Source organism: Flexivirga meconopsidis, from assembly GCF_026162425.1.
Classification (GTDB): Bacteria; Actinomycetota; Actinomycetes; order Actinomycetales; family Dermatophilaceae; genus Flexivirga; species Flexivirga meconopsidis.
The window spans coordinates 434,413-458,245 of the sequence record NZ_JAOBQJ010000005.1 but is presented as its reverse complement, the minus strand read 5'-3'; the positions used below and the strand labels follow the sequence as shown (position 1 = coordinate 458,245).

General features: G+C 67.9%; 22 protein-coding genes and 2 tRNA genes. 17 read left to right on the top strand and 7 right to left on the bottom strand.

Translation table 11 applies throughout. The features are described 5' to 3' along the window. Positions 1-8: 8 nt before the first annotated feature. Positions 9-827: an SDR family NAD(P)-dependent oxidoreductase gene (locus N2M23_RS18670; RefSeq protein WP_265447612.1), complete on the bottom strand. Its 819-nt coding sequence runs from the start codon at positions 825-827 to the stop codon at positions 9-11. Positions 828-944: 117 nt separating this feature from the next. On the opposite strand from N2M23_RS18670, the gene N2M23_RS18665 reads away from it, so the two are divergent. Further along, positions 945-1,889, top strand: a complete 945-nt coding sequence (locus tag N2M23_RS18665; RefSeq protein ID WP_265447610.1) for an RDD family protein — start codon at positions 945-947, stop codon at positions 1,887-1,889. Here N2M23_RS18665 and N2M23_RS18660 read toward each other — a convergent pair. Continuing rightward, positions 1,878-3,302, bottom strand: coding sequence for a serine hydrolase domain-containing protein (locus tag N2M23_RS18660; RefSeq protein ID WP_265447608.1), 1,425 nt, complete (start codon positions 3,300-3,302; stop codon positions 1,878-1,880). The two genes, N2M23_RS18665 and N2M23_RS18660, sit on opposite strands and share 12 nt — an antisense overlap. Before the next feature lie 39 nt (positions 3,303-3,341). Between N2M23_RS18660 and N2M23_RS18655 the strand changes: the two genes are divergently transcribed. Continuing rightward, complete coding sequence (locus N2M23_RS18655) at positions 3,342-3,965, top strand: TetR/AcrR family transcriptional regulator (protein ID WP_265447607.1); 624 nt, start codon at positions 3,342-3,344, stop codon at positions 3,963-3,965. 6 nt (positions 3,966-3,971) lie between these two features. On the opposite strand, the gene fahA is transcribed toward N2M23_RS18655, so the two are convergent. Then, positions 3,972-5,186, bottom strand: coding sequence for a fumarylacetoacetase (fahA, locus tag N2M23_RS18650; protein WP_265447606.1), 1,215 nt, complete (start codon positions 5,184-5,186; stop codon positions 3,972-3,974). 7 nt (positions 5,187-5,193) lie between these two features. Beyond that, positions 5,194-6,003 (bottom strand): hypothetical protein, encoded by an 810-nt coding sequence (locus N2M23_RS18645; RefSeq protein WP_265447604.1) that lies wholly within the window; start codon positions 6,001-6,003, stop codon positions 5,194-5,196. A gap of 60 nt (positions 6,004-6,063) precedes the next feature. Between N2M23_RS18645 and N2M23_RS18640 the strand changes: the two genes are divergently transcribed. Both N2M23_RS18640 and N2M23_RS18635 read left to right on the top strand, forming a co-directional pair. Next, positions 6,064-7,305 (top strand): homogentisate 1,2-dioxygenase, encoded by a 1,242-nt coding sequence (locus N2M23_RS18640; RefSeq protein WP_265447603.1) that lies wholly within the window; start codon positions 6,064-6,066, stop codon positions 7,303-7,305. 140 nt (positions 7,306-7,445) lie between these two features. Continuing rightward, a complete protein-coding gene (locus N2M23_RS18635; RefSeq protein ID WP_265447602.1) occupies positions 7,446-9,278 on the top strand; it encodes a bifunctional metallophosphatase/5'-nucleotidase in 1,833 nt (610 codons plus the stop codon). On the opposite strand, the gene N2M23_RS18630 is transcribed toward N2M23_RS18635, so the two are convergent. After that, entirely contained in the window at positions 9,271-11,400 is a 2,130-nt protein-coding gene (locus N2M23_RS18630) for a HelD family protein (protein ID WP_265447601.1), read from the bottom strand. The genes N2M23_RS18635 and N2M23_RS18630 overlap by 8 nt on opposite strands. A gap of 105 nt (positions 11,401-11,505) precedes the next feature. After that, positions 11,506-12,072, bottom strand: coding sequence for an isochorismatase family protein (locus tag N2M23_RS18625; protein WP_265447600.1), 567 nt, complete (start codon positions 12,070-12,072; stop codon positions 11,506-11,508). Positions 12,073-12,309: 237 nt separating this feature from the next. Between N2M23_RS18625 and N2M23_RS18620 the strand changes: the two genes are divergently transcribed. The 7 genes from N2M23_RS18620 to N2M23_RS18590 all read left to right on the top strand — a co-directional run bounded on the left by N2M23_RS18620 (position 12,310) and on the right by N2M23_RS18590 (position 18,669). Beyond that, entirely contained in the window at positions 12,310-13,662 is a 1,353-nt protein-coding gene (locus tag N2M23_RS18620) for an MFS transporter (RefSeq protein ID WP_265447599.1), read from the top strand. Then, positions 13,659-14,690 carry a LacI family DNA-binding transcriptional regulator gene (locus N2M23_RS18615; RefSeq protein ID WP_265447597.1) on the top strand — a complete coding sequence of 344 codons (1,032 nt, stop codon included), beginning with the start codon at positions 13,659-13,661 and terminating at the stop codon, positions 14,688-14,690. Before N2M23_RS18620 ends, N2M23_RS18615 begins: the two co-directional genes overlap by 4 nt. After that, the gene (locus N2M23_RS18610) at positions 14,687-15,631 is read left to right on the top strand and encodes a nucleoside hydrolase (RefSeq protein WP_265447595.1); all 945 of its coding nucleotides are present in this window, start codon (positions 14,687-14,689) and stop codon (positions 15,629-15,631) included. The genes N2M23_RS18615 and N2M23_RS18610 overlap by 4 nt, the downstream gene beginning before the upstream one ends. Then, positions 15,628-16,368, top strand: a complete 741-nt coding sequence (locus N2M23_RS18605) for an MgtC/SapB family protein (RefSeq protein ID WP_265447592.1) — start codon at positions 15,628-15,630, stop codon at positions 16,366-16,368. Before N2M23_RS18610 ends, N2M23_RS18605 begins: the two co-directional genes overlap by 4 nt. Then, the gene (locus N2M23_RS18600; protein ID WP_265447590.1) at positions 16,352-16,963 is read left to right on the top strand and encodes a hypothetical protein; all 612 of its coding nucleotides are present in this window, start codon (positions 16,352-16,354) and stop codon (positions 16,961-16,963) included. The genes N2M23_RS18605 and N2M23_RS18600 overlap by 17 nt, the downstream gene beginning before the upstream one ends. Before the next feature lie 84 nt (positions 16,964-17,047). Next, entirely contained in the window at positions 17,048-18,016 is a 969-nt protein-coding gene (locus N2M23_RS18595) for a GlxA family transcriptional regulator (RefSeq protein WP_265447589.1), read from the top strand. Continuing rightward, positions 18,013-18,669: a DJ-1/PfpI family protein gene (locus N2M23_RS18590; protein WP_265447587.1), complete on the top strand. Its 657-nt coding sequence runs from the start codon at positions 18,013-18,015 to the stop codon at positions 18,667-18,669. Before N2M23_RS18595 ends, N2M23_RS18590 begins: the two co-directional genes overlap by 4 nt. A gap of 173 nt (positions 18,670-18,842) precedes the next feature. Here N2M23_RS18590 and N2M23_RS18585 read toward each other — a convergent pair whose 3' ends face one another. Beyond that, entirely contained in the window at positions 18,843-20,090 is a 1,248-nt protein-coding gene (locus N2M23_RS18585; protein WP_425270265.1) for a nicotinate phosphoribosyltransferase, read from the bottom strand. 137 nt (positions 20,091-20,227) lie between these two features. On the opposite strand from N2M23_RS18585, the gene clpS reads away from it, so the two are divergent. From clpS to N2M23_RS18555, 6 genes are all read left to right on the top strand, one after another. Next, the gene (gene clpS, locus N2M23_RS18580) at positions 20,228-20,530 is read left to right on the top strand and encodes an ATP-dependent Clp protease adapter ClpS (RefSeq protein WP_265447585.1); all 303 of its coding nucleotides are present in this window, start codon (positions 20,228-20,230) and stop codon (positions 20,528-20,530) included. A 1-nt stretch (position 20,531) separates the two neighbouring features. After that, positions 20,532-21,110, top strand: a complete 579-nt coding sequence (locus N2M23_RS18575) for a DUF2017 domain-containing protein (RefSeq protein ID WP_265447583.1) — start codon at positions 20,532-20,534, stop codon at positions 21,108-21,110. Between the two features lie 25 nt (positions 21,111-21,135). Then, on the top strand, positions 21,136-22,665 hold the full coding sequence (gene gltX, locus N2M23_RS18570) for a glutamate--tRNA ligase (RefSeq protein WP_265447581.1): 1,530 nt from the start codon (positions 21,136-21,138) through the stop codon (positions 22,663-22,665). 7 nt (positions 22,666-22,672) lie between these two features. Continuing rightward, the gene (locus N2M23_RS18565; RefSeq protein ID WP_265447580.1) at positions 22,673-23,473 is read left to right on the top strand and encodes an HAD family hydrolase; all 801 of its coding nucleotides are present in this window, start codon (positions 22,673-22,675) and stop codon (positions 23,471-23,473) included. A gap of 60 nt (positions 23,474-23,533) precedes the next feature. Continuing rightward, positions 23,534-23,608, top strand: a tRNA-Gln gene (locus N2M23_RS18560). Positions 23,609-23,669: 61 nt separating this feature from the next. Continuing rightward, a tRNA-Glu gene (locus tag N2M23_RS18555) sits at positions 23,670-23,742 on the top strand. Positions 23,743-23,833: the final 91 nt, after the last annotated feature.

Sequence of the window (23,833 nt, the reverse complement as noted above, 5' to 3'; positions counted from 1 at the left end):
CGCGGGGTTCACAGCTTGCCTCGCGCGTGCGCGCGACGTAGCCGGCTCTGCTGCCACTGCCCGAGCCGATGGGTGACCCCGAGGGAGCCGCTGCTCAGCCGCGGAAGCAGTGACGGCACTCGCGCGATCGCGCCGCGCCAGCGGGGCGTGCTCAGAATGGGTTGCGGGTGATCGACCAGGCGCTCGACCGCGTCGGCCACCTGCTCCGGCTGCAGCAGGGTCCCGGAGAACGACATCGCGGCTCCGGGGTCGTCCAGCTTGTCGTAGAGCATCGGTGTCCACATGCCGTCCGGGCACACGCAACTGATCGAGATGTCCCGCTCGCCCGCGAGGCGCAGGTCGGCGATGGTGGACAGGCTGAGCCCGAGGACGGCGTGTTTGGTTGCGGCGTATACGGCTTCGCCGGGCACCGGGGTCAACGAAGCCAGCGAGGCGACGTTGATGATCGCGCCGCGCTGCGCGGGTCGCATGTGCTCCAGCGCGGCCGTCATGCCGTGCAGCGTGCCGAGCGCGTTGACCTCCAGCAGCTCCCGCCATAAGTCGGGGGAGTGCTGCCACAACGGCCCGGTGCGCAGGACCCCGGCGTTGTTGACCCACAATGCGAGACCGTCCTGCTCGGCAGTGCGCGCCGCCACGGCACGGGTCGCTTCGGCATCCCTGACGTCGAGTTGTGTTGCGTAGCAGCCAGCTGCGACGTCCGCCGCAGTGCGCGCCGCGGCATCGCCATCGATGTCGGTGACGTGGACGGTGAAGCCGCGTCGGGCCAGCCGGCGGACGATCTCGGCACCGAGGCCGGCACCGGCGCCGGTCACCACCGCACCCGGCATCAGCGGCTGCCGCGGGTGGTCGAGCTCGGCCGGTCGTTGCCTCGAGAGGACATGCGGTCACTCTAGACCGGGGAGCGTGCTGGGTCCTGGCGGCAGCGAGTGAGAGGATCGGTGACCATGAGCGATCGCCCGTCGGGTTGGTATGACGACCCGGAGAATCCCGACCTGCTGCGCTACTGGGACGGCATCTTGTGGTCCGACCGGACAATGCCCAAGGTGAAGCCCGGACTCGACCAGTCCCGGATCGGCGACGCCAAACAGCAATGGGAAGAAGAGGAAGCGCGTCGGCGGGCCGCCCAGGTCGGAGCGCAGCCACCTGCCGGTTCACCGCGCCAGCCATTGCAGCCCTATCAGTCGGGCGACCGCGATCCCTTCCGTCGTGACGCGGGTCAGCAGCCGCCGCAGCAGCCCCACCAGCCTGGCCAGTCGCCGTACGGGCAGCCGTATGCGCCCTACGCCCAGCGGATCGGCAAGACGACACCCGATGGTGAGCCGACCGCGGCATGGTGGCGGCGGCTGGTCGCCTACATCCTCGATTACTTGCTGATCGCCGGCGTCGCGCTCGTCATCGCGCTGCCATGGGTTCGGCCGTGGATGGATGATTTCTCGGGCTGGTATGGCGATGTGATGGACGCCGCGCGGGAGGGACGGTCCCAGCCGCCGATGCCGGACTCCCTGCTGCAGTTGCCGTGGCAGTATCCGCTGATCATGCTCGGGCTCTTCCTGGTCTACGAGATCGCGCTCGTGTCGTGGCGAGGTCAGACGCTGGGCAAGATGGCGCTCGGCATCCGGGTGCGCGGCACCGGGTCGACCGCGCGGCCGGCGCTCAACGCCGTCGCGGTGCGGTCCTTGGTCAAGGGCATCCCCTTCATCGGTGGGCTGGTCCCGCTTGTCGGCTCGCTCGGCTCGCTCTTCGGTCTCATCGACGGGCTGCTGCCGCTCGGGGACAAGAACGCCCAGTCGCTGCACGACAAGGCAGCGAAAACATATGTCGTGCCGCGTAATCCGAAGGTCCCGTCATACGGTCAGGGACCCTACGGGCAGCCACCTTCAGGCCGCTGAGCGCACGCCGCGCAGCACGCTGAACACCATGGCGGCGGTGGCCAGCACCCCGACGACGAGTAGCGCGATGAGGGCTTGCGCGACGTCCGGGCTCCACAACCGGACGATCTGCCAATCGACTCCGAGCAACATCGACGGCGCGAGCCACGCGAGGACTGCGGCGAGCGCCGCGAGGACGCCGACACCGGTCCGGACCCATCTCCCGGCGGCACCGCCGACGCGTCGCAGGGTGAGGAAGGCAGCGGCGGCGAGTAGTGCAGCTGCCAGCCCGGCGAGCGCCCACGGCAGCCAACGCAGCACTGGATCAATGCCTCCGGGCTCGGCAGGCGAACCGGCGAGTCGGCGAAGCACGTCGGGTCCTACCTGGGCGAGCGCGGGCGCGAGCGCCTCGCTGTAGACGTCGGCCAGCACCACCACGGCCCGACCGGTGTCCGGACTGATCAGCAGGTGCGCGAACGAGCCGGGCGTAGCCCCCGTGTGCTCGATGACCGGCCGGTCCAGCCCGGACAATTGCGTGATGCGCCAACCGAATCCGTAACTCTGGGTCGGCCCGGTGCGCACCTGTGCGGACTGCATCAGCCGCCAAGAGCCGGCCGACAACAGCTTCGGATCGCGGGTCAGCTCCGCGCGGGCATACCGGGTCAGGTCGGTGATCGTCGACGCCACGTAGCCGTAGGCGAGGCCCGAGGCGACATATGGCAGGTCGAAGTCCCGTGCCCCGCCCCAGGCCCAGCGGTGTCCCGCGCTCAGCCCGGCCGCGCGAGCCTCCTGCGGCGTCGTGATGGTCTCGGTCATGCCGAGTGGGTCGAGGACGAGCGCACGCAGGGCGCGCGGGTAGGGCGCGCCGTAGGCGGCCGCGACGACCTCGCCGAGCACCAGGTAGTTGGCGTCGGAGTATTCATACTTCGAGCCAGGGGTATGACGCAGCGTCGCGCTCGACAAGGACCGCACCAGGGACGCTGCCTTGCAGGGTGCGTCGTCGACGATGTCGGCCCGTTCGAGCCCGTCGAGGCGGCCGATCCCCGAGGTGTGGGTGAGCAGTTGGCGCACGGTGATGCCGGCCCCCGCGCCATCGGCGAGGGTGAAGGACGGCAGCCGCGACCGGACTGTGTCGTCGAGTCGGAGGCGCCCGCTGTCGACCAGGCGCATCGCCGCAAGAGCGGTGAACGACTTGGACAGCGAGCCGACGAGAAACGGCGTCTGTGCGCCCGAGTCGGCGAACGCCTGTCGCGGGCGGGCGTCCCGCTCGACGACCGCAACCGCCGCCGATGGGCTGCCGATCGACCGTAGGCGCTCGACAGCCTGCGACTCGGGTGACTGGTCGGCTGCTGCGACCACCGGTGAATTTGCCTGGCAGACAAGGAAAAGCGCGATCAGGGCAAGAGCCACGAAGGCTCGCAGGCGGATAACCATATGAACATATTACTATGACGATTGGCCTATGCTCGAGTGATGCCGCGCACCGCCGACCACGACGCACGCCGCGCCCAGATCCGGGACGGGGTGCGATCCGTCGCGTTGGACGCCGGTTTGGCATCGGTGACGATCGCCCGCGTGGCAGGCGCCAGCGGCGTCTCGGTCGGGCTCGTCCAGCACTACTTCAACTCCAAGGAAGCGTTGCTGGAGCACACCTATCGGCATCTCGTGGACACTCTGGAAGAGCGCGTCGACCGTCGAGTCGAGCGCGCCGAGGCGCACCAGGCCAGGATCGAGCAGATCATCGTCGAGGCGCTCGCCGAGCTCCTGCCGCTGGATCGTCGGCGGCGGGACGATGCCTATCTGCTGGCCGCATTCGACGCGATGGCACTCGACAACGACTCCATGCTGCCGGCTGCGGCGGACCGGCAGCGCTGGCTGCACCGCCGGCTCGCCGGTGCGGTCGCCAACGGGAAGGAATGCGGCGAGGTGGCGCCGGACCGCGACGTCGACACCGCGGCGCGGACCCTGTCGGCCGCCGCGCAGGGGCTGACCCTGCAGGGTCTGATCGACCCGACCCGATCTCGACGGGCCGCCCTGCTCGCCGCGCTACGCCTGCCGGCGGCGGAGATCTTCGCCGGCCGGTGTCACCGGGCCTGAGCTCGGTCAGCGACTGGGCAGGACCTTCCCGCGCACCTCGCCGAGCGCGATGCGGCCACCTCCGACCGCCGGCGCGGTCGCGGTGATCGTCACGACGTCGCCGTCCTCCAGGAACGAGCGCTGGGTGCCGTCGTCGAGGGTGATGGGCTCCCTTCCGCTCCAGGCGAGTTCGAGCAGGCTGCCGCGCTCGCCGGGCTCGTCCCCGGAGACCGTGCCCGATGCGAACAGGTCGCCGTCGCGCAGGCTGGCACCGTTGACAGTCAGGTGCGCCAGCATCTGCGTGGGGCTCCAGTACATCCCCTTGTATGGCGGCCGCGACACGACGGTGTCGTTGATCTGGACCTCGAGCGCGAGGTCCAGTCCGAAAAGGTCATCGCCGAGCAGGTAGTCCAGTGGCTTCGGATCTTGAGCCGGCAGCGCAGTTTTCGCAGCTTCGAGCGCGGCCATCGGCGTGACCCATGGGCTGAGCGAGGAAGCGAAGGACTTGCCGAGGAACGGCCCGAGCGGCACGTACTCCCATGCCTGGATGTCCCGCGCGGACCAGTCGTTGAAGAGTGCCACCCCGAAAAGGTGGTCGGCCGCCTCGTCGACGCCGACCCGTGATCCGAGCTCGGTCTCGCCGCCGACGACGAATCCGACCTCCGCCTCGATGTCGAGCCGCACACTCGGGCCGAAGACCGGCTCGGCGTCCTGCGGCGCCTTGCGCTGGCCGACCGGGCGGACGATGTCGGTGCCACCGACCACGACCGTGCCGGCGCGGCCGTGGTAACCGATCGGCAGGTGCTTCCAGTTGGGCGTCAAGGCGTCGCCGTCGGGGCGGAAGATCCGGCCGACGTTGGTGGCGTGCTGCTCGCTGGCGTAGAAGTCGACGTAGTCGGCGACCTCGACCGGCAGGTGCAGGGTCACCTTGTCCAGGGAGTGCATGGTCGACCGGACCTCGTCGCGTCGCTTCTCGTCGCGGATGATCTGCTGCAGCCAGTCGCGCGCCGACGTCCACGACGAACGCCCTTGTGCGATGAAGGAATTGAGAGACGGGTTGCTCCACGCGCGGGCCCATTTGCGGTAGCCGTCGAGGGTGGCGAGGGCGGCGAGGTCGATGACGTGATCGCCGAGCCGCGTCACCACATGAGTGTCGTGGCCGTCGGCGCTTGCCACGCCATACGGCAGATTGTCGGGACCCCACAGGGCGTCGGCGGACAGGTCGAACGGGTCTGTCGTCATACGTTCCTCAGATCAGGCCGAGCGTGGTCAGGTCGTCGATGGGGTCGAGCACATTGCAGCACCCGAAGCTGCTGAAGGTGTTGCGGGTAGTGACCGCGCGCGCCTCGGAGAAGCCGGCGAGGGCCGAGGTGATCGAGTCGCTGTCGCGGCTGTCGAGCAGTGCTTCCGGATCGCCTTGTCCCAGTGCGGCATCGGTGGCGAGCAGCACGTTGAGGAAGCCGAACTGGTCCTCCGTGCCGGAGTCGGTGGTCACCGTGGTCGAGATGGCGTGATGCAGTCCGCCGGTGAGTTTGAACTGCAGGCCGTGTTGCACGCAACCGGAGATGAAGGCCGCGAGATCTCGAGTGGACGGCACCGCGTTGTTGGCCGTGGCACCGGTGCGTAGCTTGGCCACGACTTCCTCCCGTGGACCGGCGAGGTCGGCGAGCACGTTGAGGCCGCCCGACCCGGCCGGCACCTCCACCGCGATCGGCACCGAGAGGCCGATCGCGTCCTGCCAACCGTCGGTCGCCGGCACTTCGACCCCGGCAAGCGCATGGGCCGCCGAATCGGCGACTTTGGTTGCCGCAGCGATCACCTCGGAGATCGACGTGCCGGCCCGGCCGACGACGGTGATGACCAGTCCACCGGGGTCAGCCAGCGCCGCATCGACGAGGCTCGGAGGCAGCAGCAAGGGGCCGACGAAGTCCGACGCCGGGGTGCCGCGCCGCCCGGCCCTGCGCTCGATAGCCTCGTCGAGCGGGAAGTTGCCCGGTGGGAAGACAGCGGCGTCGTCGATCAGCTGAGTGAAGAGTGCTCGCGTGGGCAGACTCGGCATGGTTGCCACCGTAACGAACCGAAGCGGCGCGCGATTGCTGAGCGAGTGAGGAGAAGGACAATGGCGTTCTACCGATCGATGGGCGAGTTGCCCCGGCAGCGGCACACCGCGCTGCGCACTCCCGAAGGTGGGGTGTTCTACGAGGAGTTGATGGGGGAGGAGGGCTTCTCCAGCGACTCCTCGCTGCTCTACCACCGGGGTCTGCCGTCGGCGATCTTGGACGCGAAACCGTGGGAGTTCGCCCGGGCGTTGGACACCGAACCCAACCATCCGCTGCTTCCGCGTCACCTGAAGTTGCACGACCTGTTCCCCGATGGTCAGACCGGCGTCGACGTCGTCACCGGTCGCCGACTGGTGCTCGGTAACGGCGACGTACGGCTGTCGTATGTCGTGGCCGATGCGCCAAGCCCGTGGTATCGCAACGGGATCGGCGACGAGTGTCTGTATGTCGAACGCGGCGCTGCCCGCGTCGAAACGGTCTTCGGCAGCTTCGAGGTGGCCGAGGGCGACTACCTGATCGTGCCGCGGGCGACGACGCACCGATGGCTCCCGGTCGCAGCGGGCGACGAGGGATTCAGCGAGCCGTTGCGGGTCTACGCCATCGAGGGCAACTCGCACATCAGCCCACCCAAGCGTTACCTGTCGCGTTTCGGTCAGTTGCTGGAGCACTCGCCATACTGCGAACGCGACCTGCGCGGACCGCAAGGGCCGCTGCTCGCCGAGGACATCGGAGTCGAGCCGTCCGAGCCGACCGAGGTCTACGTCAAGCACCGGGGGACCGGCGCCCACGCCAGTGGCGGCATCGTCGGCACGATCTACACCTACCCCTACCACCCGCTCGACGTGGTCGGCTGGGACGGCTGCCTCTATCCGTATGTTTTCAACGTCGCCGACTTCATGCCGATCACCGGCAAGGTGCACCAGCCGCCGCCGGTGCACCAGGTCTTCGAGGGGCAGAATTTCGTGGTCTGCAACTTCGTGCCGCGCAAGGTCGACTACCACCAGGACTCGATCCCGGTGCCCTACTACCACTCCAACGTCGACAGCGACGAGGTGATGTTCTACGTCGACGGCGACTACGAGGCCCGCAAGGGTTCGGGCATCGGCAAGGGCTCGGTCTCGCTGCATCCGGGTGGCCACGCCCACGGCCCGCAGCCCGGTGCCTACGAAAACTCGATCGGGGTCACCGAATTCGACGAGCTCGCCGTCATGGTCGACACCTTCCGCCCGTTGGAGCTCGGCGAGGGTGGCCGCGCCGTCGACGACGGCAAGTATGCGTGGAGCTGGGTCGGAGGACGCTGAACCGACCCGGCCGGGGTTGAGGGCGGGTGAACGTTGGCCGAACCTGTGGCCCGGTTCGGGCGCCGACGCGGCCGCGGCCCGCTAGCGTGGACCGGCCGCCACGAGCGGCGTTCCGTCCCATGTGCTCGAGGAGCAAAACCATGTCGCACCCCGTCATCCGCACGTCCGCCAGCCGCCGCCAGCTGCTGGCGATGACCGTTATCGGTGGAGCCGGTCTCGCCGGTCTGGCAACGGCACCGGACGCCGAGGCGAAGCCCGGCGGGAAGGGGTTGCGGCTCACCGTGCTCGGCACCACGGACCTGCACGGCAACGTCTACAACTGGGACTACTTCAAGAACGCCGAGTATGACGACGCGAAGCACAACGACGTCGGCGCGGCGAAGTGCGCGACGCTCATCAAGGCGGTGCGGGCCGAGCGCGGCGCCGACACCTGCATCACGCTCGACGCGGGCGACACCATTCAGGGCACGCCGCTGGCGTACTACTTCGCCAAGATCGAGCCGATCAGCGCGACCGTGAAGCACCCGATGGCGTTGGCAATGAACGAGATCGGGTATGACGCAGCGGCTCTGGGCAACCATGAGTTCAATTACGGCCTGGACATCCTGCGCACCTTCGAGAGCCAGCTCGACCATCCGCTGCTGGGTGCCAACGCCCTCGACTGGCACTCCGGCAAGGCGGTCTTCCCGTCATACACGTTGAAGACGGTGAAGGTGCCGGGACACAAGCCGGTGACCGTCGGGATCGTCGGGCTGGTGACCCCCGGCGTCGCGATCTGGGACAAGGCCAACGTGGACGGCAAGGTGAAGTTCAACGGCATCGTCGAGCAGGCCAAGATCGTCGTGCCTGAGGTGAAGAAGCGCGGCGCGGACGTCGTCGTGGTCTCCTGCCACTCCGGCATGGACACCTCCTCGTCCTACGGCGACTCGCTGCCCTACCCGGAGAATGCGAGCACGCTGATGGCTCAGCAGGTGCCGGACATCGACGCCATCCTGGTCGGGCACGCGCACCAAGAGATCCCGCAGCGCTACGTGACCAACGACAAGACCGGCAAGCAGGTGCTGCTGTCCGAGCCGCTGTGCTGGGGCGAGCGCGTGACCGTCATGGATCTGGGTCTGGAGAAGGTCCGCGGTCAGTGGCAGGTCGCTAGCGCGACCGCGACGCTGCTCAACTCCAACACTGTCCCCGAGGACCCGGCAGTCGCCGCGCTGCTGCGCCCGCAGCACCAGAAGGTGCTCTCCTACGTCAACGGCGTCATCGGCACCTGCACCCAGGAGATGACCGGTGCCCGTGCGGTTGTTGAGGATTCGGCTGCCGTCGACCTGATCAACCTGGTGCAGGCGGAGGCGGTCAAGGCTGGTCTGGCGGGCACCGCCGACGAGAAGACACCGGTGCTGTCGATCGCGGCGCCGTTCAGCCGGACCGCGTCGATCCCGAAGGGCGACGTGACCGTGCGCGACGTGGCGGGTCTCTACATCTACGACAACACCTTGCTCGGCATCAAGTTCACCGGCGCTCAGGTGAAGGCCTACCTGGAGACGTCGGCGACGTACTTCAAGCAGGTCAACGGCACCGGACCGTTCACCATCGATCAGCTCACCAATGCGGTCACCCCGACGGCACCGAATGGCACGCCCGACTACAACTACGACGTGATGGGCGGGTTGGACGCACCGCTCACCTACGACATCGACGTCAGCGTCGCGCCGGGCAGCCGCATCAAGAACCTGGCGTATGCCGGCAAGCCGGTCGCCGATGGTGACAGCTTCGTCATCGCGATCAACAACTACCGGCAGTCCGGTGGCGGCGGCTTCCCCGGGGTCACGACCGCGCCGGTGGTTTACAACCGGCAGAACGAGATTCGCCAGTTGATCATCGATTGGGTGACAGCGAACAAGGTCATCGACCCGCCAGCGTTCCATACGATCGATTGGCGCCTGGTGTCCGGCAGCACGCCGATTACCGTCAGCTGACGACTACCTGGCCGAGCTCCTGAGTGCAGCGGGTGAACGCCACGTAGAGCGCGTTCCAGCCGCGCGGCTCGGCGGTGATGCCGTCCTGGTCGACGACCAGGGCGGCATCCCACTCCAATCCCTTGGCCTCGGTCGGCGTGAGCACCGGTACGCCGATGCCCTGTCGTTCCAGCGATTCACGTAGTGCAGCGGAGCGTGGTCCGGGTGCGACGACGCCGACGGTTCCTCCGGACCACCGAGCCGACAACTCAAGCGCCAGGTCGGCCACAGTCCGGTGCAGGTCTGACTCCGCCACGGAAACGGCCCAGGGGTCGATGCCGGACGAACGCACCGCGCGCGGCGGTGCGTTGTGGCTGCCGGCCCGTCGCAGCACCTCGTCCGTCAGCGCCATGACCTCGCGCGGGGTGCGGTAACAGATCGTGAGATCGCTTCGGCGCCAACGATCTCCGAAAGCCTCGCCGACGGCCGACTCCCACGAGGTATGCCGGTGCGGTGCCTCGGTCTGGTCGATGTCGCCCACTGCGGTGATCGATCGCGACGGCACTCTGCGCAGCACCATCCGCCATTGCATCTGCGACAGTTCCTGAGCCTCGTCGACGACCACGTGCCCGTAGCCCCAGTCGCGAGTCGCTAGTGCCCGGTCGGCGAGGAACTCGCCCTGCTGCGGTCGGTCGTCGGCAGAGCCGAGCAGCTCCGCAAGCGCGTCGAGGAGCGGAATGTCGCTCGGTGCAAACGCGTCCGGCTCCTCGGTGATCAGCCGACGTTCATGCGGAGTGAGAGATGGTCCGTGCCGCCGCAGCAGATCGGCGTCGCCGAGCAGCGCACGCAGCGTGTCTGCAATGTCGCGGACCGGCCAGAATGCGTCGATGACCTGCTGGATCGCCGGGTCGTTTGCGATGCGGCTGCGAAGCCGGTCGACGTCCTGATCGGTGAGGCCACCGTCGACGTCGCTGCCCGTCGCGCCGGTGCGGACACCGCGATCGTCGGCGCGCTGTAGACCGGCGTCCACTCGGGCAAGGATGTCTTCGAAGCCCTCCTCCATCGCGGCGAGCAGCGCCTCGTGCCGTGAGACGGCATCGTCGGTCAGCAGGTCGTGCACCTGGGTGGTGAACCATGCACGCGCAGAGTGCAGGTCACGGCCGGCGAGGGCGGTGTGCAGCGCACGTTCGACGGATGCCGTTGGCAGCGTGTGTCGTTCGGAGTCGACAACGAAGGTCAGTGGTGCCGCGACCGGTGCGAGCGCGCCGACATACGAGCTCAGGATGTCCTGCCAGCACGCGCGACCCTTGAGCTCGGCGGTCTCACGAGACTCCCCGCGACTGACGGCGACCCCGGGCAGCAGGGTGTCGCAGGTCGCGGAGACCACAGAGGTCTCGCCGAGCGCTGGCAGGACCTGCGCGATGTAGTCGAGAAATCGACGCGACGGTCCGAGCACCAGCACGCCCTGACTCGCCAACTCCTGATGGGTGAAGAGCAGATAGGCGACCCGGTGCAGCGCGACGACCGTCTTGCCGGTGCCGGGTCCGCCCTGGACGACCAGCGGCCCGCGGCTGTCGGAACGGACAATTTCATCCTGCTCGCGCTGCAGGGTTGCGACCGCGGTCCCCATCGCACCGGTGCGGCGAGCGGACAGTGCGGCAAGGAGCGCACCCTCGCCGACCAAATCGCCGGAATCGGCTGCGCTGTCGAGAGGTTCGTCGTCTACGCCGACAACCTGCCGCCCCTGTGTGCGGATGTGGCGACGACGTCGCTGCCCCTGCGGGTCGAGCGGTGACGCGGTGTAGAAGGGCCGAGCGGCGGGCGCGCGCCAGTCGAGGACCAGTGGTTCGTCGCCCTCGTCCTCGCGTGCCAGCCCAACCCGCCCGAGGCGACGAGTGGTGCCGTCCGTGGCATCGAGTCGGCCGAAGATCAACCCGCTCTCCGCCTGCCGCAGCTCGGCCCGGCGGCGGCGCAGGGACGCGAGGCGTGCCGCGTCCGTTGCGTCCGCGGGGGAGTTGTCGGAGTTGTCGCACTCGCCATCGAGCGCGACGAGCAACTCCTCGCGCCGGTTGTAGGCGCGGTCGAGGACGACTTGTTCCTCTGTCGTCGCGGTCGAACGGGAAGCGGGCGGAGTGGCGCTCATGGCGGAGTCCTCTCGGGTGGCAGCACCGGATCAACCACCGAGGATGAGGGGTTCTTCCCGATTGCGCACCTTTGACTCGGCCGGCGAATCGTGGCCTCGCCGCGGTCAGTCGCGGACGACGACTCCCGCGCCTCGAAGCTCCTCGACGGCGGCTGCGGTCGAGTCGACGGCGACCCCGGCGGTGAGGTCGGCGAGCACGGTCGTGCCGAAGCCGGCTTGGGCCGCGTCCAGCGCGGTCGCTCGCACGCAGTAGTCGGTCGCGATCCCGACGACGTCGACGGTGTCGACGTTGTGGTCGCGCAGCCAGTCGGTGAGCTTCTCGCCGTCCTCGGTCGCGCCCTCGAACCCGCTGTATGCGGCTTCGTACTGTCCCTTGCGGAAGATCGCCGCGGCTCGCGCGATCGCCGGCTGCACCTCGGCGCGAAAGTCCGCACCCGGCGTGCCGACCTTGCAGTGCACCGGCCAACTGCGTTGGAAATCGGGGCTTTCCGACCAGTGGTCGCCCGGGTCGATGTGCCAGTCGGCCGTGGCGACGATCTGGTCGTATGCCGGGTCGTCACCTGCGACATACGCATTGATCCGCTCGGCGACCTCGATGCCGCCGTTGACGGCCAGCGATCCGCCCTCGCAGAAGTCGTTCTGTACGTCCACGATCACCAGTGCGCGTGCCATGCCTGCGAGCATACGTCGGCTGATGTGTCCGCCGCGGTGCGGAAGCTCGAGCCCCATCGCCGGATCGCTCGGCGCACGCCGAGGCAGCAGTCGCGGTCGTTTTGGAGCCGTCGAAGCGGCAGATAGTGATACCTCGGCGTGGGCGAACTTCGCCGAATGCCTTGTCAGATCAACGGGAGGGCGTTACCGTCAATCTACCCGCGTAGATCTACGCGGGTAGATTTTGGAGGATGCACCATGCGGCTGGACGAAGAGGTCAGCGGGGAAACCACAGTGACAACGAAACAGCGGCCCACAGCCGGGCCGGGCAATCCGGCGCAGGTGCGCAACACCGTCCTGTCGACCTGGCTCGGCACGACGATGGAGTACGTCGACTTCTCGCTCTACGGTCTGGCCGCGGGGCTGGTGTTCGGGGACATCTTCTTTCCGGGGGCGTCCCCTGTTATCGCAATGCTCGCCGGTTTCAGCACGTATGCCGTGGGCTTCCTCGCCCGACCGGTGGGCGCGGTGTTCTTCGGCCGGCTCGGCGACCGGCGCGGTCGCAAGGTCGTGCTGGTGATGACCATCGCGTTGATGGGCGGATCGACGACCCTCATCGGCCTGCTCCCCACCTATGCGCAGGCCGGGGTGATCGCACCGTTGCTGCTGGTTCTGCTGCGCTTGCTGCAGGGGTTCGGTGCCGGAGCCGAATTGTCCGGCGGCGTCATCATGCTCGCCGAGAGTTCGCCGGTCGAACGTCGCGGCCTCATCTCCTCGGCGATCGCCCTGGGTTCCAACAGCGGGATTCTCGTCTCGTCGGGGATCTGGCTGCTCGTGGCGCAACTGCCGAAGGAGGAGTTGATGAGCTGGGGTTGGCGGATCCCATTCGTCTGCAGCTTGCTGATCACCGCAGCCGCCTTGCTGATCCGGCGATACATGGGGGAGAGCCCGGTTTTCGAGGCGGTCGCCGCCGAGTCCGTCGCGACCAACGACGACCGTCCGTTTCGCGACCGCAACCGGACGTTCCTGCTGATGGTCGGCCTACGCATCGCCGAGAACGGACCCTCCTACCTCGCGCTGACATTCGTCGTTGGCTATGTGTCGAAGGTGCTCGACATGAACCGCGACCTTCCTGCCCAAGCGGTATTCGTAGCCTCGGTGATCGGCTTCGCGGTCATCCCATTGACTGGATACGCGACCGATCGGTGGGGTCGGCGCGTTGTCTACCGGTTCTTCTGTATTGCGTTGGTGCTGTATGCATTCCCGGCGTTTGCGTTGATGCAGACCCGTGACCCCGCAGTCGTCTACACGATGGTCGTGCTCGGTGTGTGCCTGGCCAGCCTCGGCATCTTCGCGGCGCAGGCGGCATACGGCGTGGAGTTGTTCGGCACCCGGGCTCGATACTCGCGGATGGCATTGGCCAAGGAAGTCGGGTCGATGCTGTCGGGTGGCAGTGCTCCGGTAGTTGCTTCGGCGATGCTGGCGCTGACCGGCAGTTGGTGGCCAGTCGCGGCATACTTCGCCCTGATGGCGGCCATCGGGCTGGTGGCAACCCACTACGCGCCCGAGACCCGCGGCCGGGACCTGACCCTCACGGAGGACGCAGTATGACGCAGCAGACGAACCGCCGAGGCAAGGTCACCCGGCAGGACGTGGCCCGTGAGGCGGGCACCTCGGTGGCGGTGGTCAGCTACGTCGTCAACGACGGCCCTCGGCCGGTGGCACCGGCGACCAAGCAGCGCGTGCTCGACGCGATAGAGCGAATCGGATACCGCCCCAATGGGATTGCCAGCGCACTGGCTCGCGGCACGACCCGGACCTTCGGGTTTGTCGTGCCGAACATCTCCAACCCGTTCGTCGCATCGATCGCTCATCAGGTCGAGCGTGAGGTGTTCGACCAGGACTGCGTGCTGCTTCTCGGGGACAGCGCTGACGACGCTGCGCGCGAGGCAGCCCTGGTGCGCAACCTGCTCGATCGGCAGGTGGACGGCCTGCTCTACATGGCGGTCACCCAGGACGTGCAACTCGACCGGGCGACGGCCTCCGGGACCCCGGTCGTCGTGGTGACACACGCAAACTCCGATGGCCTTACCGCATCCGTGCGGATCGACGAACGGGCCGCCGCCGACGCTGCGATGACGCACCTCATCGATGTCCACGGGCAACGCGAACTGGCGATGGTCACCGGTCCGGAGTCGATGATGAACTCCGCACTGCGTCTCGGCGGAGCGCGCGACGCCGCAACGCGAGCGGGACTGACCATCCCGGATGAGTGGACCGTGCATGCGCCATACACCCGGGAAGCCGGATCTGCTGCAGCTGCAGTGCTGTTCGGCGACGGCGGCGCTCACCCGACCGCAGTGCTGACCGGCAACCAGGAGCAGGCGATCGGCCTGGTGTCAGCGTTGCACCGCCGCGGTCTGTCGGTGCCAGAAGACGTCGCGGTCTTCTGCCTCAACGGCACGGACGACTCGGAATTCCTGGTGCCGGCACTGTCGACGGTGACGCAGCCCATTGCGGAGATGGCACGTGAGGCGCTGCGGATCCTGTCGCGGCCGGACCACTACGCTGCGGAGCCCATCGTCTTCGATTTCGAGCTGGTGCCTCGGGAGTCCTGCGGCTGCGGTGGTTCCGCATGATCCGGATGACATTGGACTGCGACCCGGGGCTGGGTGTCCCTGGCGCGAACATCGATGACGCGTTGGCACTGGCCGTGGCTGCCACCGCGCCCGGCCTCCAACTCGACCTGGTGACAACGGTTTCCGGCAACACCGCTGCCAATGTCGGCGCGGCTGTCGCGGAGCGGCTGCTCGCTGCGTGGGGACGAGACGTGCCGGTGATCGCCGGGCAGGACAGTCCGCTCGGAGCCCCCAACCGCGACGTGTCGGCTCGCACCGACCGATCCGACCACCCGCTGGCTGAGCAGTACTGGGCAGGCCTGGATGCGCTCCGTCCGCAGGAGGTGCCACCCCCGACGGTCGACGCGGCCGATGCGCTCGCGGCCGCGGTCGGCTCGCATCCCGGGGAGATCGTGGTCGTTGCGACGGCACCGCTGACCAACCTCGCGCGCGCCTTCCGGCGACACTCTCGACTACCGGAACAGATCAGCCGACTGGTGCTCATGGGAGGTGCCCTGGACGTTCCCGGTTACCGGGTCGAGACGAATCTCGGTCTTGACCCGCTCGCCGCGCGCGAAGTGCTGGCGGCGCCGGTGCCGATCACGGTCGTGCCGATGGACGCCACCATCCAGACGATGCTGACCGCCGAGCAACTGCATGCGATGGCGGTTTCCGGAGGGCCGGTCGCGCGAAGCCTCGTGCCGGGTGTTGACCCCTGGGTGCGCTTCTCCGCCGCCACCCGCGGTTTGCCGGGCTGCTGGTTGCACGATGCTGTGGCCGTGGGATTGCTCGTCGACCCCGAACTGGTGGCAACCAGACGTGCTCGGGTGTCGGTGACCAACGATGGTGCCCTCGTTGCGGGCTCGGGCGCGGCGGTCGACGTGGTCACCCGCGTCGACAACACCCGGCTGCACGCCCTACTCGCCGCGGCATTCCACACACCGATCAGGACAAGCGCATGATCCTCGCTCACCCGCCGCATACTCCGGAGATGCTCGGCCTGTTGTCGATGGCGCTGGTGCTGTCGACCGCCGTCGGCCTGGAACGTCAGCTGAAGAACAAGTCCGCGGGCATCCGGACTCACACCCTCGTCGGGGTGGGAGCGGCGCTGTTCATGGTCGTCAGCAAGTACGGATTCACCGACGTTGTCCGCGAGGGACTGGTCACGCTGGACCCGTCCCGCGTCGCCGCTCAGATCGTCTCGGGCATCGGATTCATCGGCGCTGGACTGGTTTTCGTTCGTCGCAATATGGTCCACGGGCTCACGACCGCCGCCTCGATCTGGTTGACGGCGGCCATCGGCACCGCGTGCGGCGCCGGACTCATCTGGCCGGCGCTCTTCGTCACCGGCTGCCACATCTTGATCGTCAGGGCCTGGCCGTCGGTCTTCCGGCGGGCCCACGTCCCGACCAACCAGACCGCGTTGTCGGTGCGGTACATCGACGGCACGGGCGCTCTGCGCAGGGTGCTTGAGGTTGTCGCCGAAGAGGGTTTCGACCTGCGCGGCTTCACCTCCCACCCGACGCGGCGACAGGAGTTCCTGCAGCAGGAAGACGGAGCGACTCAGACCACGACCTTGCTCCGTCTGGTCGATGTCGAACTGGACCTGCACGGCAAGCTGCCGATCGGCGGTCTGGTGTCGCACGTGGGCAGAGTGGACGACGTACTCCAGGTGCGGGTCCGTGATCAGGCTGACTGAGCCGACGCTTGAGCCGTTCTTCGACCGCCCCGGGGTGCGCTGGGGCCGTGACGGCCGGTTGCACGTCTACCTGCTTCCCGAGCTGTCTGCGCTCGATGCGGCTGCGCACCGCATCAACGCAGTCATGCCGACTCAAGCAGCGCGGTATCGCCACCTGACCGTTGCCCAATTCCCTTGGTATGTCGACGATCTCGATCCCAATGCGTGGCAGGGTTTGCAGGTGGCGATTGAGCAGGCGACGCTCGACATAGCGCCGATATCGGTGCGATTGCTGCCTCCGGTCGTGGTCGATACCGGCGTCGTCGTGCCGTGTGACGTGCCAGGGTGGGCGGACCTCACCACGTTTTTGTCACAGCTGCGACTGCACGGTCATGCGGGGGTGCCGGTGCCGACCGCGCTGCCGCACGTCAGCCTTGCGTATGCCGTGCGGCCCACGTCTCGGCGCCGCATCGAGCAACTGATCGAGAACGTCGCGCGGTCGTGGGAGCCGGTCGTGGTGACCGCGAGCAGCCTTGATCTGGTGGCGGTGAACCAGCGACCGGAGACGGGAGCATTCACCTGGGCCGACCGCCGCGCGTTCCCGCTCGGCGGCTGAGGTTCGGACAACGTCCCACTGATGGCATGAATCGTGCGATCAACGACATTGTGCCGTCGGCGAGATCGCCGAAGGATGCATCGTGTGAAGCCAAACCGAGCCGAACGAGTGACGTTCGTGGTCTTCGATGGCGTGCAATCGCTGGACCTCACCGGGCCGTTGGAGGTCCTCGAAGCCGCGAACGACGTGTTGCGCTCGGCCGGGCGGGCGCCGGCGTACGAACTCCGCGTTGTCGCCGCCCGATCCGCCGTGCGCAGCAGCAGCGGCTTGCGCTTGTCGGCGGATCCGCTGCCCGACCTCGTCCAAGGGACGCTGGTCATCCCCGGCGGCTACGGCACGCGCGAACCGCAGCCGGAGCTGCTGGCGTGGCTGCGCGAGTGCAGGCCGCACCGCCTGATGACGGTGTGCACCGGTGCCTTTCTGGCCGGCGATGCCGGACTCCTCGACGGAGCTGCGGTCACCACGCACTGGGCCTACGCCGACGAGCTTGCCTGCCGACTGCCGAACACCCGGGTGATGACCGACCCGATCTACCATCGCGACGGTCACATCTGGTCCTCCGGTGGCGTCACTGCCGGCATCGACCTCGGCCTGGCCGTCATCGAGGACGACTGCGGCAGCGAGGTTGCACAAACGGTGTCGCGGCACATGGTCATGTCATTACGACGTGATGGAAACCAGTCACAGTTCGCCGGGCCGGTACGGCGCAGGCGGGCGCACGACGACCGCATCTCTGCGGTGCAACGCAGCATCGACGCCGACCCGCAGCACGATCACCGGGTCGAGGTGCTGGCCCGCGCAGCTCAACTCTCGCCGCGCCAGTTTCAGCGCCGGTTCGCTGCAGAGGTCGGGGTGAGCGTCGGCGAATACGTGACGTCTGCCCGGATCGACATCGCGAAAACGCTACTGACCACTACTGATTCGACTGTCGCATCCGTCGCGCGGGACTGCGGATTTGCGTCCGCTGAGAGCCTACGTCGCGGATTCCAGATGCGTTGCGGCACCAGCCCGTCGGCATACCGCCGTCGGTTCACTACCGGGAGCTCCACATGACAACGACTGTCGTCATACCGCTGTTCGACGGGATCACGGCGCTCGATGCGATCGGTCCTTACGAGGTGCTGCACCAGGTGCCGGACATCGATGTCGTCTTCGCCGGGAAGCAACTGGGACCGGTTCGCTGTGACCACGGGATGCTCGGGCTCCTGGTCGACCGGCCGATCGCCGAGATTGAGCACGCAGACGTGCTCCTGGTCCCGGGCGGTCCGGGCACTCGAGACTGCCTGGCGGACAACGAATTTCGCGCATGGGTGCGCGACATCCACCGGATGACCCAGTTCACCACGTCCGTCTGCTCCGGGTCTCTGGTGCTCGCTGCGGCGGGGCTGCTCGACGGTCTGCCCGCCACCTCGCACTACTCGGTGCTGCAGCTGCTCGGCGAACTCGGTGCGGCACCGACCACGCAGCGCGTTGTGGAACTCCTGCCGCACCGGGTCATCACGGCGGCAGGAGTTTCCAGCGGCATCGACATGGCGCTGCGACTGGTCGAACTGCTGCGCGACGCCGACACTGCGAGGGCCGCCCAGCTCATCATCGAGCACGACCCGCAGCCGCCCGTCGATGCCGGTTCACCGGAGAAGGCGGGGCCTCGGATCCTCGAGCGCGCGGCGTCCATGGGTGCGCAGCGCGCGAGTCAAGCGTCGTAGGAGCGCATGCTCAGCCGCCGGAGTGACGGTCCGCGAGGTAGCACTCGCGGTCATTATGCGGCTCCCGAAGCGACCGGGAGTGCTACCTCGGCGACGGGCTGGGTCTCGATACGCGGCTCGTTCCTCGCCGCTACTCGACCAGCAGGGGGCTATTCGACAGGCGGGGGCGCGGCTCAGCTCTCGTAAACCGTCGGGATCACCGGCTCGCCGCGTGACATCTGGCGCGCGGTGGGCGGCAGCTCGTCGCGGGCCGCGGTGTGCTGCTTGCGCGCGTCGTCGAGCGTGCCGTGGAAGACCCGGTCGCCGTCCTTGACCAGCGGCACCAGCAGTTGGCGGTCGTCGCCGTCGTCCTCGGGGCGGGTGCCGATGCCGATCAGCTCGGCCTCGGCGGTGCCGCGCGCGTTACGGCGGCGCAGGGCATATTTGCGGCCGCCGACGGAGGTTTTGTCCTTGCTCTTCTTGGCGACGCCCTGCATCTGGCCGGCGGAGTCCTCGCGGGCGACCAGCTTGTAGACCAATCCCGCTGTGGGAGCGCCGGATCCGGTGACCAACTGGGTGCCGACTCCGTAGCCGTCGACCGGGCCGGCCTGCAGCGCCGCGATCGCGAACTCGTCGAGATCGGAGGTGACCACGATCTTGGTCTTGGTGGCGCCGAGGCTGTCGAGTTGGGCCCGCACCTCGCGCGCCTGCTGCAACAGGTCACCCGAGTCCAGCCGCACACCACCGAGTTCGGGACCGGCAACCTCGACGGCGAGCTTGACCGCGTTGGTCACGTCGTAGGTGTCGACCAGCAACGTGGTGCCCACCCCGAGCGCGTCCACCTGCGAGGCGAACGCGGCGCGTTCATCGTCGTGCAGCAGCGTGAACGAGTGCGCCGACGTGCCGGTCGTCGGCACGCCGTAACGTCGCCCGGCCTCCAGGTTGGAGGTGGTCGCGAAGCCGGCGATGTATGCCGCCCGGGCCGCCGCAACGGCCGCGTCCTCATGAGTACGACGGGAGCCCATCTCGATGCAGGGCCGGTCCTCCGCGGCTGCCGTCATACGGGAAGCCGCGGATGCGATCGCGCTGTCGTGGTTGAGGATCGACAGCACGAGTGTCTCCAGCACCACGCCCTCGGCGAAGGTCGACTCCACGATCAGCATCGGCGAGCCGGGGAAGTAGACGTCGCCCTCGGCGTATCCCCAGATGTTGCCGGTGAAGCGGTAGTCGGCCAGCCAGTCGAGTGTCGGCTCGTCGACGACGCCACGCTCGCGCAGGTCGGCCAGCTCGGCGTCGCCGAAGCGGAAGTCGGCCAATGCGTCCAGGAGGCGCCCGGTGCCGGCGACCACGCCGTACCGGCGACAGTCGGGCAGCCGGCGCCCGAACGTCTCGAAAACGCTGCGGCGGTGCGCGGTGCCGTCCTTGAGGGCGGCACTGAGCATGGTCAGCTCGTATTGGTCGGTGAGCAGGGCGGTGGACACGCCCGGTGGTGTCGTCACCCGCGTCACTGTAGTTAATGACGCCCTGATGGGTGGGGGAGCCTCGCGTGACGGGCGCCCCAGTGCCTATCGTGGAAAGCGTGTCAGTCGCGCCCCCCGAGCATGCCTCGCCCGACGTCGATGTCGACACCGATGCCGAGCGCCAGCTCGACCAGCCGTGGGTCACGATCGTCTGGAACGACCCGGTCAACCTGATGTCCTATGTCTCCTGGGTCTTTCAGAACTACTTCGGCTACTCGCAGGCCAAGGCCGAGAAGCTGATGATGAGCGTGCACCGCGACGGCAAGGCGGCGGTCTCGCACGGCCCGCGCGAGCGCATGGAGACCGACACCGAAGCGATGCACGGATACGGGCTGTGGGCCACTTTCGAAAAGGACGTATGACGTGGCAACCGCCTTCAAGCGCAAGGGTTCTCGCGTCGTGGCCAAGATGGCGGCGGAGGAACGCGAAGTGGTCAGCGAGCTGCTGACCCAGACCCGTCAACTGGTCGCGCCAAACGACGGAGCGACTGGCGATCCGGTCGAGGACATGATGGCGTCGATCGGCCGCACCGCCGACCCCGACGAGCTGGCTTCGCGTGACCCGGCGCTCGCCCGGCTGCTGCCCGACGGCCATCGGGAGGACGCCGAGGTCGCCTCGGAGTTCCGGTCGCTCACCGAGCACGGGCTGCGGCAGCGCAAGGCTGCCAATCTGTCGACCGCGATCGCGGCGCTCGACGCCACACGCGGAGAGAAACTGGAGCTCGACCTCGGTCAGGCACAGGCCTTGCTCATCTCACTCACCGACGCGCGGCTGGCGCTCGGCGAGCGGTTGGGGCTGCGCTCCGACGACGACTCCGAACAGTTGCAGCACGACATTGTCGAAGCCGGCGACGCGGTCAGCGACGACCCGAGGCTGCTGACCGGGCTCTACTACGACTTCCTCACCTGGATGCAGGAGTCACTGGCGCACGCACTGCTCTGAAAGCGCCGATATCATCGTGCCCATCATGAGCACCGCTACGCCCGAATCCGTCCGCAAGCCCCGTCTGCGCGTCGCGCCGTCGCCCACCGGCGATCCGCACGTCGGCACGGCATACGTCTCGATCTTCGACCTGGCATTCGCCCGGCAGCAGGGGGGCAGCTTCATCCTGCGCATCGAGGACACCGACCGGACGCGGTTCCAGGCCGACAGCGAGCAGCAGCTCTACGACACGCTGCACTGGCTGGGGCTGCACTGGGACGAGGGCCCGGACAAGGGCGGCCCGTTCGCGCCCTACAAGCAGTCCGAACGGCTCGAGACCTACAAGCCGTATGCCGAGCAGCTGCTCGCCGACGGCCACGCCTACCTGTGCTGGTGCTCCAGCGAGCGCCTGGCGCAGATGCGCGAGGTGCAGCAGAAGACCAAGCAGCCCACCGGCTACGACCGGATGTGCCTGGGCAAGACCCGCGAAGAGCGTTCCAAACTACCGGGATTCACCGACACCCCGGTAGTGCGGATGCTCATCCCGGACGACGTGCCGCTGGAGTTCGACGACCTGATCATGGGCCGCACGAAGGCGCCGAAGCCGGACGACCAGGTGATCGTGAAGGCCGACGGCTTCCCGACATACCATCTGGCGGTCGTGGTCGACGACCACCTGATGGAGATCACCCACGTGGTGCGCGGGCAGGAGTGGATTTCCTCGACACCCAAGCACCTGCTGCTCTTCGAATGGCTCGGCTGGCAGGCTCCGGAGTTTGCGCACATCCCGCTGCTGCGGGACGAGAAGAAGGCGAAGATCTCCAAGCGCAAGAGTCCGTGGGCCAAGCTGACGTGGTTCAAGGACGAGGGTTACGTTCCCGAAGCGCTTGTCAATTTCCTTGCGCTGCAAGGGCATCCGCCGCTCATCGAGGACGACGGAACCGAGCGCGAGGTCTTCAGCTTCGAGGAGTTCAGCAAGAATTTCGCCTGGCACAAGATCAACCCCGCGGGTGCGGTGTTCAACCTCGACAAGCTCAACTGGCTCAATGCGCACTACATCCGGGAGTTGTCCGAGCAGGACCTCACGGCGCGGCTGCTGCCCTTCCTGCAGCGTGACGGCGTGCTCCCGGAGAACCCGTCGTTGCCGCAGTTCGGCCGGCTCAATGCGATCGTGCCGCTGATCCAGACGCGCATCAATCTGCTGACCGAGGCGACCCCGCTGGTGGCTCCGTTCTTCGTCGCCGACGACAAGCTCGAGATCGCCGACGACGCGCGAAAGCAGTTGAAGGAGAGCGCTCCTCAGGTGCTGGATGCGGCGATCGCCGCGCTCGAGCCGATCAGCGGGGCGATCGGCAACCCGGACGGCTCCGGTCTGGAGTGGACCGCCGACCGGCTCGAGGAGGCACTGCGCACCGCGATCGTCGACGGCCTCGGCATCAAGCCGCGGCTGGCGTTCGGTCCGATCCGCACGGCCGTGTCGGGGCAGCGGGTCTCTCCGCCGCTCTTCGAGTCGATGGAGATCCTCGGCAAGGCCTCGACGATGCGGCGGTTGCAGGCGCTGCGCGACTCGCTCTGACGTGGGGGTGACGCAGGCAGCCGGGACACTGCCGGTCCACGCGGTGCTCCTGGACATCGACGACACGCTGCTCGACACGACCGCGGCGATGATCGGGGCCGGCGAGGTGGCGATGGCGGCGGTCTGGCCGGACGAGTCGGACGTATGGCGCCAGGCCGCGGCCCGTCGCTTTCGCAGCGACCCAGGAGGGTTCTTCAAGCGCTACACCGCAGGAGAACTCGATTTCGAGCAGATGCGGGCCGCCCGACTCGCCGAAGTCGGTGCGGCACAAGGGCGTTCGCTTCCCGACGATGCGATCGACGTCTATGAGGCGGCCTTCCGTCCGGCGTTCCTCGAGCGGCAGCGGGTCTACGACGACGTGCTGCCCTTCCTCGACGCCTGCGCCGCGGCCGGCCTGCGCTTCGGCGCGTTGACCAATTCGTCCGCGGCGGCGACGCAGTCGAAGCTTTCGGCTCTCGGGCTCGAAGGGCGGCTGGGACCGGTCGTCACCCGCGACACGCTCGGCGTCGGCAAACCGGACCCAGCGGTCTTCCGGCACGCCGTCGCAGAGCTCGGCAGCGACCCGTCGCGCACGGCGTACATCGGCGACGAGTTCGAAGCCGACGTGCTCGGCCCCGCCCGCGCCGGGCTGCAGCCGATCTGGTTACGCCGCCCCCGTCATACCGAGGTCGGCCACGCACCCGACGCGGCGATCTCGGACGCCACCGCGCCCGATGATGTGCCGGTCATCACAGGCCTCGACCAATTGCGGCCGGACGCGGCCGGTCTGGCGGTGCTCGATTTGGGCCGAACGGCACCTGCCCGGTAAGGTTTCTCCTCGGTTCACCCCGCACGGCCGGTCACCGGCAGCACGGGAGTGATACCCCCTTGGGGTATGGTGTAATTGGCAGCACGACTGATTCTGGTTCAGTTAGTCTAGGTTCGAGTCCTGGTACCCCAGCCAGTCGGTGAGCGATCACCGATTGGGCAGAACTGCCGGTAACCGGTAATGTTCTGCCAGCCGCGGCCCCATCGTATAGCGGCCTAGTACGTCGCCCTCTCACGGCGGTAACGCGGGTTCGAATCCCGCTGGGGTCACGTTTGACGAGTACGGCTTCCGATCAAGATCGGGAGCCGTACTTGCGTTTGCGCGGGGGTGTGTCCGGCCGCGCCGTGCGGGCCCGGAACT

What these genes read in the sequence shown, in the direction of transcription:
- N2M23_RS18660 (WP_265447608.1), bottom strand. Translation starts at nt 3,302, where the DNA reads ATGGTTATCCGCCTGCGAGCCTTCGTGGCTCTTGCCCTGATCGCGCTT.
- N2M23_RS18585 (WP_425270265.1), bottom strand. Translation starts at nt 20,090, where the DNA reads ATGCTCAGTGCCGCCCTCAAGGACGGCACCGCGCACCGCCGCAGCGTT.
- fahA (WP_265447606.1), bottom strand. Translation starts at nt 5,186, where the DNA reads ATGACGACAGACCCGTTCGACCTGTCCGCCGACGCCCTGTGGGGTCCC.
- N2M23_RS18645 (WP_265447604.1), bottom strand. Translation starts at nt 6,003, where the DNA reads ATGCCGAGTCTGCCCACGCGAGCACTCTTCACTCAGCTGATCGACGAC.
- N2M23_RS18620 (WP_265447599.1), top strand. Translation starts at nt 12,310, where the DNA reads ATGCGGCTGGACGAAGAGGTCAGCGGGGAAACCACAGTGACAACGAAA.
- N2M23_RS18670 (WP_265447612.1), bottom strand. Translation starts at nt 827, where the DNA reads ATGCCGGGTGCGGTGGTGACCGGCGCCGGTGCCGGCCTCGGTGCCGAG.
- gltX (WP_265447581.1), top strand. Translation starts at nt 21,136, where the DNA reads ATGAGCACCGCTACGCCCGAATCCGTCCGCAAGCCCCGTCTGCGCGTC.
- N2M23_RS18610 (WP_265447595.1), top strand. Translation starts at nt 14,687, where the DNA reads ATGATCCGGATGACATTGGACTGCGACCCGGGGCTGGGTGTCCCTGGC.
- N2M23_RS18615 (WP_265447597.1), top strand. Translation starts at nt 13,659, where the DNA reads ATGACGCAGCAGACGAACCGCCGAGGCAAGGTCACCCGGCAGGACGTG.
- N2M23_RS18590 (WP_265447587.1), top strand. Translation starts at nt 18,013, where the DNA reads ATGACAACGACTGTCGTCATACCGCTGTTCGACGGGATCACGGCGCTC.
- N2M23_RS18605 (WP_265447592.1), top strand. Translation starts at nt 15,628, where the DNA reads ATGATCCTCGCTCACCCGCCGCATACTCCGGAGATGCTCGGCCTGTTG.
- N2M23_RS18625 (WP_265447600.1), bottom strand. Translation starts at nt 12,072, where the DNA reads ATGGCACGCGCACTGGTGATCGTGGACGTACAGAACGACTTCTGCGAG.
- N2M23_RS18630 (WP_265447601.1), bottom strand. Translation starts at nt 11,400, where the DNA reads ATGAGCGCCACTCCGCCCGCTTCCCGTTCGACCGCGACGACAGAGGAA.
- N2M23_RS18655 (WP_265447607.1), top strand. Translation starts at nt 3,342, where the DNA reads ATGCCGCGCACCGCCGACCACGACGCACGCCGCGCCCAGATCCGGGAC.
- N2M23_RS18635 (WP_265447602.1), top strand. Translation starts at nt 7,446, where the DNA reads ATGTCGCACCCCGTCATCCGCACGTCCGCCAGCCGCCGCCAGCTGCTG.
- N2M23_RS18665 (WP_265447610.1), top strand. Translation starts at nt 945, where the DNA reads ATGAGCGATCGCCCGTCGGGTTGGTATGACGACCCGGAGAATCCCGAC.
- N2M23_RS18640 (WP_265447603.1), top strand. Translation starts at nt 6,064, where the DNA reads ATGGCGTTCTACCGATCGATGGGCGAGTTGCCCCGGCAGCGGCACACC.